Origin of the sequence: Halalkalibacterium halodurans, assembly GCF_004376175.1 — a bacterium.
GTDB classification, from domain to species: Bacteria; Bacillota; Bacilli; order Bacillales; family Bacillaceae_D; genus Halalkalibacterium; species Halalkalibacterium halodurans.
Map to the genome: position 1 here is coordinate 56,196 of NZ_SNUY01000014.1, position 6,581 is coordinate 62,776.

Below are 6,581 nucleotides of genomic sequence, written 5' to 3' on the forward strand. Positions count from 1 at the left end.
AAGAAGTGATTGCAGAAGCGCGAGTAAAGACGATTTTGTGCACTATTTAGGCACATGCTCCTTCCGGCGTTTTTTGCGATGATTTAAGGATGTTATTAGCCCGATCGGATTAATCCTCTCTAGCAACGCAGGGAGGGTTTTTTATGTTGTTATTAGAAGCAAAACAACTCGAGAAAACATACGGGGATCGCCAGGTGATACAGGCGGAAGAGCTCTTCGTCTACGAAGGGGACCGAATTGGAGTGGTCGGGAAAAACGGGGAAGGAAAATCGACCTTGCTCAAAATGTTGGCTGGCGTGCTAGCTTCAGATGGCTCTGGCTTTGTGAAGGCTTATGGAGACATCGCCTATATCCCCCAGCTTGAGGATCGTGATGCGAGCCTCGATGGACGAGTGAAAAAGCAGTGGAATGTTTCTCAGGCTTCAAACGAAAGGATGAGCGGTGGGGAACAAACGAGAAAAAAGATTGCCCAAGCCCTTTCCACATCGGCAAAGATACTCATTGCAGACGAGCCAACAAGTCACCTCGATTTGAAAGGAATTGAAAAGCTAGAAGCTGAGCTTATTCATTTTCCAGGAGCCCTCATTCTCATTTCTCATGATCGTGAGCTATTAAATCGTGTCTGTACGTCGGTATGGGAAGTGGAATCTGGCGAAGTGAATCAATATGACGGAAATGTGGATGCCTATTTACAGCAAAAGGAGCACGAGCGCGAGAGGCAACAATTTGAATATGTACAGTTTCAGAAAGAGAAAAAGCGACTCGAGGAGGCGGCAAGGAAACAGAGCGAAACATCGAAATCGCTCCGCAAGGCACCGAAACGGATGGGCAACTCAGAAGCCAGGCTTCATAAGCGGAGTGTCGGTCAAAAGAAGGCGAAGCTTGACAACCGAGCCAAGGCCATTCGCAGCCGAATCGAGCAATTAGACGTGAAGGAAAAACCGAAAGAGGCCAAACCGATTCAGTTCGATGTCCAAACGTTTCAGGCGATGCATAGCAAGACGGTCCTTTCATTCGAAAATGTCACGATTCAAGTTGGAGAATCGTTGCTAGTCTCACGTATCTCTGGATCCATTCAACCGGGAGATAAGCTAGCGATCACAGGTCCGAATGGCGCAGGAAAGACGACGCTTCTTCATCTGATTGAAAAGGCAAACGCACCAGGTATAAAACTTGAGAGTATAAAATATTTTGTGTAAATGAAAATTCCATGTAAAAAGGAAGACCCTTTCTTGGTAGAATAAAGTCACCATAACCAATTCTAGAAAAGAGGTCTTCCCTATGAATCAGTTTACAACAAAAATTGTCGATGCACTAGTAAAAAAACAAGATATTACAGAGGTTTTTCGTTCGCACTTGGAAATGGCGATTAACTCGTTACTTGCGACAGAACTAACGGAATTTCTGGACTATGAAAAATACGATCGTATCGGGTTCAACTCAGGCAATTCTCGCAATGGGTCTTATTCGCGTACACTTCACACGGAGTACGGCGATTTAACGCTTCAAATCCCGCGTGATCGCAACGGCGAGTTCAAGCAACAGACAGTGGCACCGTATAAGCGCTCGAACGATACGCTGGAAGAAACCGTGATTCACCTGTTCAAAAAAGGCATTACGATGGCGGAAATTGCGCAATTAATCGAGAAAATGTATGGGCATCACTATACGCCGCAAACGATTTCGAATATGACAAAGGCTGTTTCAGAAACGGTAGAAGCCTTTAATAACCGTCCGTTGCACAATCGTTACGTAGTCGTGTATTTAGACGCGACATACATTGCCGTGCGTCGTGATACGGTGTCAAAAGAAGCCGTTTATATTGCGGTTGGCATTCGTGAAGACGGCTCCAAAGAAGTGCTTGGCTATACGATTGCCCCAACGGAATCTGCTTACAACTGGCAGGAGCTATTAGAAGAGCTGAAGGACCGTGGTGTAAAAGACGTGCTGTTATTCGTATCAGACGGCTTAAAAGGCATGGCAGACGCTGTGTTCAACGTGTTTCCAAAGGCAAAGTATCAAGTGTGCCTTGTCCATGTGGCGCGCAACATCATGCATAAAGTACGCGTAGAAGATCGCAAGGAAGTATGCGAGGACTTTAAAACGATTCACCAGGCAAAGGACGCCGAAGCAGCGAAAGAAGCGCTCGAGACGTTTTGCGAAAAATGGGGCAAATCGTATAAAAAGGTCGCACAAGGCTTACGAGAAAACCCGTATTTACTAACGTTTTACAGCTTTCCCAAGGCGATTTGGCGAAGCATTTATTCAACGAATTTAATCGAATCGTTGAATAAGCAAATCAAGAAATATACAAAGCGCAAGGAACAGTTCCCAAATGAAGAATCATTGGAGCGCTTTTTAGTGACGCAGTTCGAGGACTACAATCAACGTTTCGCCACGCGCTGCCACATTGGCTTCAATCAGGCCCGTGCGGAGCTAGAAGAGATGTTTGAGCAGCTGCACGAACCGGCAAACTAGACCGGGACGCGCCAGCGCGAAATTTGAGTGTGTAGGAAAGGGCTAGCCCTTTCCTACACACTCAAATCAACACTTCGAACAAGTGACACAGGTGATGATCTACCTTGAACGGGTAAATGGTCATTTACACAAAATTATTGACAGTACCTAAAACTTGCCAGACCAGCCGTTTTGGCAACATTTCATCAACGGCTCGAACAATTAGACGAGGAGCGCTCGATCCTAGAAAATGTGTCTGACTCAAGTGCTTATGAGGAAACGTTTGTACGGACGGTTTTAGCTCGGCTACTGTTTAGGGAGGAAGAAGTCCATAAAAAGGTCGGTGTCCTTAGCGGTGGTGAGCGGATGAAGGTGGCGCTAGCCAACGTTTTATTAAGCCAGGCAAATGTTCTCCTTTTAGATGAACCGACCAATTATTTAGATCTCCAGTCAAGGCAAGCCCTTGTGGATGTACTGCAAGCCTATCCCGGTACCGTCGTATTTGTGACCCATGATCGGCATCTCCTCCAATCGGTTGCCACCCATGTCCTTCCTTTAGAGAAAGGGGTGATTACTGAGGTAGGGAGAAGAACGACTGCACCTGTAATGAAAAAGGACAAGGAGCTCTTAACGATTGAAATCGAGTTAACGGAAACGATTAGCAAGCTATCAATTACTACTGATGAAGCAGAAAAAGATGCGCTTGAGAAACGATATGAGCAGTTGCTTGAGAAAAAAAGATCTCTTGCAAAGCGAAGCTAGGGAGAGTTCTTGAACCAGCCACGTGATGATACGTGGTTGGTTTTTACGTTCTCAGTGGCATTAATTAGACGGCCATTCGCTTTTGGTATAGCTTCCAAAATGTAGCGAATAAAAGTCAAAAGAAATGTAAAAAGGGGTAGCTTCGATGCTGAAAAGTGGTTTTTTCGTTCGAAACGGAAGCGGAAACAAAAAGAGGTTGTTCATGAAGTGGGGTTTCAAGCAGATAAGCGACCACTTCAAAAAAACTTAGACGAAATGATTCACAGCATTCGTCATGAGCTCGGAGATTGTCCGGACGTTGTGGTACGCATGTTTCATGTTGGCCACAAGCAAAAAAGACGGGTTGCGGCGATTTACATAGAGGGCATTATAGATGAGGAAAAGGTAAATGATTTTGTCGCCCGTTCCTTGCTGCTTGAATCTGTAGAAGCTGATGCTCCGCGAGGAAAAGGCTCTACCACGAGTCAAGTAAAGTGGATATACAATATGATTTGGAAGCGAGCGCTAACAGTCGGCGATGTAAAAGACATTAATGAATGGAATGGGATGATCTATTGCATTTTATCTGGGGATGTCGTCATTTTGATTGACGGCTGTGCCACAGCGATCGTCGGGAGCACGAGAGGCGGGGAAACGAGAAGCATCTCGGAACCGAAAACTGAGGTAAACATTCGGGGGCCGCTTGACAGCTTTACGGAATCGATCGGAAAAAAATACATCGCTCATCCGCAGGCGGTTAAAAAGCCCAAATTTGCGCCTGGAACGGATGCGCGTCGGAAAAATTTCGCAGACAGAAATTTCTCTCATTTATTTAAAAGGAATTGCGGAAGATCGATTGGTTGCTGAAATTAAACAACGATTAAATGATATTCAAATTGATGCCATTCTGGAATCAGGAAATCTTGAGGAACTAGTGCAAGATGAAACGTTTACACCATTCCCGACGGTGTTCAACACAGAGCGCCCAGATGTAGCGGTTGGTAACTTACTTGAAGGACGAATTGCTCTACTTGTTGACGGGACACCTAATACTCTCATCTTGCCGACGACATTCTCGCAGTTCTTCAAAGCAGCAGAAGATTATTACCAGCGATTTGACTTTGCGGTTTTTATGCGACTGATTCGCTATTTTAGCTTTTTTACCCTTTTGCTCCTTCCATCTATTTATATCTCGGTGACCGCTTACCATCATGAAATGATTCCAACACCGCTAGCGATCAATTTAGTCGCTCAGCGTGAAGGGGTTCCGTTCCCGGTTGTGTTCGAAGCTTTACTAATGGAAGTGGCCTTTGAAACGATGCGAGAAGCGGGTACTCGCATGCCGCGAGCGGTTGGTCAAGCCGTCTCGATCGTCGGGGCCGTTGTGCTCGGTCAAGCGGCAGTTGAAGCGGGGATTGTCACCGCGATGATGGTCATTATTGTGGCATTCACGGGAATTGCTAGCTTCACAATGCCTGGCTTCACCTTGGCGACTTCGGCACGATTGATTCGTTTTCCGATGATGCTGGCGGCAGCGACACTTGGGTTTTATGGCGTGATTATGGGTGTCATTTTACTCGTGGCCCACATGTCGAGCTTGCGGTCTTTTGGCATTCCATATTTGTCTCCGTTTGCGCCATTCGGCTTCAAGCATCAAAAGGATACGATCTGGCGTATCCCTTTCAAGAAACCTACAACCCGTCCAGATATGAAAAATTCGGTTCATCATGATGTAAGTTCTTCTTCAAGTCAAAGTTCACAAAAAATAGAGTCTCGGAATAAATAACAATTTTCCGGGTGAAATGAACCAAAATTACTGGAAATTGGATTGGAATGGCCTGCACACTCATTATTTTCATTGTATTTTCAAAAATGTGCATGACAAAGAAACCTATTGCCATTATTTTTTTAAAAATTGACTAGGCGGCTTTAGGAAAGATGATTTCTTCAATATTTAACTGCTCTTTCTGACTGCTGTACCAAGCATCGATGTGCTGACACATCATTATGGCGTATAGGCGAATGTACCACATTTTTGTTGACCGGTGGCGTCCAGATTCCAAGTGATAATCTATTTTTTCTCTTTTATTAGAACGTTCAACAGAGGTTCTTCGTTTGTATATAAGTTTCCACTTTTCAGAGGACCTTGGTGTTTTGGTAAATAATCGTAGATTATCCTCTCTGAATGTATGGAATGTCCGACCATATTTTGCTTTTGAACACGGTGATGAGCATGTATTTTTGGTACCGCAAGCAAGTGGACAACGCCATTTTTGCCGATTTTGAGATTTGTCAAACCCGTTGGGCTTCATCTCCTTCCCAATCGGACAGATTGGAACACCTGTTGGAGATATTTGAATATCACTTTCTGTACTAAAGTTCTTCTTTGTTCGAACATTTAAATCGATGAAGGGTTCCACATTTTGATGTTCAAGTAGCTCATAAATGGCCTCAGCATCGTGCGCTGCATCAAGAAGAATTTTATCAATCGTGCCCAAGGTGTACCGTTGCGAAAATTCAATTGAACTAACCACTAGGCTGACTGAATCATGCCGGGAAGCAGGATGCAGCCGTGGATATAGCGGTAAGTCGTATTGGCTATCGCTAGTGGATATCATGTAGAGATGATATCCGTTGAAGTACTTTTCCTTAGAACTATCCCAGCCTGAGTCGATGTCGGGTTGTGAATACTGGCGTGGGTGAGTACAGTTCGTTAGTCCTTGGGCACTACAATTACAGGTTGATTTACTTCTCGGGTACCTAGCTGTTTCAATTGGTGTCCCATCTCCAACTACACCTAGAGCTTCGGGATCCCCAAGAAGACCAAGTTTCGTAGAAACCGCTAAAAATTGGGATTGAAAAAACTCAAATAATCGGTCTCCTGGCAGTTGTTTTTGTTTGGAACCATAACGCATTGCCCGATCAACGAGTTTACGAACAATTCCGGGATTCTTAGGTTCAGCTTTTTCACCCTTTTTAGGCTTCTTTTTCTTTTTTGACTTTTTCTTTTTAGGTTTGACCTTCGGCATAACATTCGGGCTTTCGAAGGCCCATAAACGTTTGAAAAAGTCTTCAAATGTTCCAACACCTGGTGTGTCACCGGGTTCAAAACCGCTAAGAATTGCATACAACGGAACGCGACGAAGTTGATCAACCCAATGAGTAATACCTTTTGTAGGTTGAACAAATAATGAAAGCAGATAAGAACGCATCATAGAAGCAGGGTCACGAGGCTTTGGTCCCTTTTTGGAATAGGAATCACCAAGCCATGTAGTTACCGAAGAGAGATCAGTTATCCAAAGCTTTTTAATTACTGGCCAATCCTTATTAACAAGGGTAAGAATGCCGCCAGAATAATGGGCATTTAACTGATTTAGAACGAA

Annotated in this window: 6 protein-coding genes; 5 read left to right on the forward strand and 1 reads right to left on the reverse strand. The window is 44.5% G+C overall.

From position 1 onward, the window contains the following. Positions 1-143 precede the first annotated feature (143 nt). The 5 genes from E2L07_RS06800 to E2L07_RS06820 all read left to right on the forward strand — a co-directional run bounded on the left by E2L07_RS06800 (position 144) and on the right by E2L07_RS06820 (position 4,984). The gene (locus E2L07_RS06800; RefSeq protein ID WP_134229208.1) at positions 144-1,199 is read left to right on the forward strand and encodes an ATP-binding cassette domain-containing protein; all 1,056 of its coding nucleotides are present in this window, start codon (positions 144-146) and stop codon (positions 1,197-1,199) included. An 82-nt stretch (positions 1,200-1,281) separates the two neighbouring features. Continuing rightward, the gene (locus E2L07_RS06805) at positions 1,282-2,478 is read left to right on the forward strand and encodes an IS256 family transposase (protein WP_134229209.1); all 1,197 of its coding nucleotides are present in this window, start codon (positions 1,282-1,284) and stop codon (positions 2,476-2,478) included. Between the two features lie 171 nt (positions 2,479-2,649). After that, positions 2,650-3,219, forward strand: coding sequence for an ATP-binding cassette domain-containing protein (locus E2L07_RS06810; protein WP_243854926.1), 570 nt, complete (start codon positions 2,650-2,652; stop codon positions 3,217-3,219). Between the two features lie 207 nt (positions 3,220-3,426). After that, positions 3,427-4,065: a spore germination protein gene (locus E2L07_RS21490; protein ID WP_134229210.1), complete on the forward strand. Its 639-nt coding sequence runs from the start codon at positions 3,427-3,429 to the stop codon at positions 4,063-4,065. Next, entirely contained in the window at positions 3,971-4,984 is a 1,014-nt protein-coding gene (locus E2L07_RS06820) for a spore germination protein (RefSeq protein WP_478292532.1), read from the forward strand. The genes E2L07_RS21490 and E2L07_RS06820 overlap by 95 nt, the downstream gene beginning before the upstream one ends. Positions 4,985-5,117: 133 nt before the next feature. Here E2L07_RS06820 and E2L07_RS06825 read toward each other — a convergent pair. Next, positions 5,118-6,581, reverse strand: a 1,464-nt coding sequence (locus tag E2L07_RS06825; RefSeq protein ID WP_134228578.1) for a transposase, incomplete at its 5' end; no start/stop codon positions are given.

Excerpts from the sequence above, each read along its gene's own strand:
- E2L07_RS06800 (WP_134229208.1), top strand. The coding sequence starts at position 144 with ATGTTGTTATTAGAAGCAAAACAACTCGAGAAAACATACGGGGATCGC.
- E2L07_RS06805 (WP_134229209.1), top strand. The coding sequence starts at position 1,282 with ATGAATCAGTTTACAACAAAAATTGTCGATGCACTAGTAAAAAAACAA.